Origin of the sequence: Mesorhizobium sp. M7A.F.Ca.US.002.01.1.1, from assembly GCF_004022955.1 — a bacterium.
In the GTDB taxonomy this organism is placed as follows: domain Bacteria; phylum Pseudomonadota; class Alphaproteobacteria; order Rhizobiales; family Rhizobiaceae; genus Mesorhizobium; species Mesorhizobium ciceri.
The window spans coordinates 1-2,515 of record NZ_RZQE01000674.1 but is presented as its reverse complement, the minus strand read 5'-3'; the positions used below and the strand labels follow the sequence as shown (position 1 = coordinate 2,515).

The following is a 2,515-nucleotide window of genomic DNA, read 5'->3' as shown; positions in this document are numbered from 1 at the left end:
TATCTGCACCTTGTGGTGTTGCTCCAGAACCCCTGCCACCCCGCGCAACATCAGAACGGCCACCGCCTCCGACGGCTCGTCGATCTTGACCACCTGGAAACGGCGGGTCAGCGCCGGGTCTTTCTCGATGTGCTGCTTATATTCGGCCCAGGTCGTTGCGGCGATGGTGCGAAGTTCGCCCCGTGCCAGCGCCGGCTTCAAGAGATTGGCGGCATCACCGGTTCCGGCAGCACCGCCGGCGCCAATCAAGGTGTGGGCCTCGTCGATGAACAGGATGACCGGCGTTTCGGACGATTGAACCTCGTCGATCACAGCCTTCAGCCGTTTTTCGAATTCGCCCTTCACGCTGGCGCCCGCCTGCATCAATCCGACATCGAGCATGCGCACGCTGACGCCTTGCAGCGTGGGCGGCACATCGCCCTGAGCGATACGCAAGGCAAAGCCCTCAACGACCGCCGTCTTGCCGACCCCGGCCTCGCCGGTCAGGATCGGGTTGTTTTGCCGACGCCGCATCAGGATGTCGACTATCTGCCGGATCTCCGGATCGCGGCCGACGACCGGATCGATCTTGCCCTCGCGGGCGCGTTGGGTCAGATCCGTGGCGAATTTCGCCAAGGCCGAATCTCCGCCCATGGTCCGCTTCGGCGTTTCGGCCGCGGGAACCGCGATGGCTGCGCCGCCTTCGAGCGAACCTTCCACGACATCGGCGAACCGCGCGACAACCGCGTCGGCGTCGATCTTGTCGAACTCGCCGCTGATCTTCGACAGCAGGCCTTCCAGAACCGGGGTTTTCAGGCAGGAAAGCAGAATATGGGCGCTGCGGACTTCCTCGACGCCGAACTCCAGCGTCGCGAGGTTCCAGGCTTCCTGGATTGCATGGAAGATATGATCGGAGAATTCCTCGATCGAGGTTGCGCCATAGGGCAACTTGTCGACGGCACGGGTCATATCTGCCGTGAGCCGGCTGGCATCCAGTCCCGCATCGGCGATTATCATTTGCACGTCGGAGCGGTCGGAAAGCACCAGCTGCTCGATGAAGTGAACGAGTTCGACGTAAGGATTGCCGCGCAGCTTGGCGCTATCGGCCGCGGCCTTGAAGGCGCGCACCCCGACAGGATTAAGCTTGCCGACCAGTTCCTTACGCTTGAAGCTCTGCGACGACCGGCGCTGTTCCATCGAACGTGCTCCTGCAATCTGCCAGCCGATAAACTGCCACAGATGCCGCCACTTGACAAAGTGCGTTGTGGACGAGGCCTCAATGCCTGGTTCAGCCAGCTTCCTCGTATTGTGGAAGTCTTGCACCACCGGCTGCAAACAACAGCGGAATTGCGCGCCCTGCGCGATGCATTTCTCATACGGATTGACAATTGCGCCACGGAGTTCGGTACTCATGGCGGTGTTCAGCTTCTGTTAATTTTGGAGCACTCGTTGAATTGTGGTAAAGTGCACCGGTGTGATAACGTAAGGTCACATAAGGTTTGAGGGCCTTCGCTGGGGGTTGGTGTGATTGATCTCGCACTCTGGCTTTCTTCGCTAGACGGTGAGAACCCGTCCGGGGAAGATTTGCGCAACGACCCGGCTTTCCATGAGTTGGAGCGCCTGACCGAAGCCCAACTCAAGGTCGTCCACGACGGCAACAATAAGGCCGGCTCGCAAAGCACGATTCCAGTCGACTGGCCCGCTGTGCTCGCAAAGGCGGATGAATTGCGCGCGCATGGCAGGGACTTGCGCCTGCTTGTCATCGTCACGCGCGCGCTGGCCAATGAAGACGGGCTGGCCGGATTGGCGCAAGGTCTGACGCTGATCGCGCAGACCTTCGATCAGCATTGGGACACCATGCATCCGGCTATGCGGCCCAACGCTTCGCCGCGCGATGCCGCCTTGCGCCGTATCAACGCGCTGATCGACCTGCAGAATGGTCAGGACGGGTTGTTGGCGAATCTGCGGCAAATGACGTTCTTCGCGCCGCGCGCAATCGGCCCGGTTCAGGGCAAGGACCTGGAGAAGGGTGCGCTCGACGATCGCGTCATGCTCCAGGAAGCCGCCTCGGGGCTGAATGCGGCGGAAAAAGCGCAGCTGGTCAGTGCGCACGGACAACTCTTGAATCGGGTGCGTGCCGCATGTGCGGCACAGATCGATCAGGCCAATGCGGAGATGGTCCAGCTCATCGCCGACGCCCGGGCGACGATCACGGCACTGGATGCGCTCGAGACTGCGCTCAACGCTCGTCTCGAGGGCAGCGGCACTCCCGTTCCGGACTTAAAACGGTTCCTGCAGCGTTTGCTGACGACACTTGAACGGAATTCAGCGGCCGGCGCGGTGACGAATGGCGCAGCCACGCAGGCGGTGCCGACGGAACTGGCAACGCCTGCTCGAAACGGTCATGGAGCCGATGCTATGGCAAGTATGGCAAGCTATGCGGACTCGAGCACGGGACTCCCCGACCGGATCTCCTCGCGCGACGACGTGGTGAAATGCCTCGACCTGGTCGTCGCCTTCTATGACCGTACCGAAC

The 2,515-nt window shown here is 61.5% G+C and carries 2 protein-coding genes; one reads left to right on the top strand and one right to left on the bottom strand.

From position 1 onward, the window contains the following. Window positions 1–1,176, bottom strand: a 1,176-nt coding sequence (locus EN932_RS33865) for an AAA family ATPase (RefSeq protein WP_128369426.1), incomplete at its 3' end; no start/stop codon positions are given. Between the two features lie 327 nt (window positions 1,177–1,503). On the opposite strand from EN932_RS33865, the gene EN932_RS33860 reads away from it, so the two are divergent. Then, window positions 1,504–2,515 (top strand): type VI secretion system ImpA family N-terminal domain-containing protein (locus tag EN932_RS33860; RefSeq protein ID WP_128369425.1); only part of this gene is annotated, 1,012 nt, incomplete at its 3' end.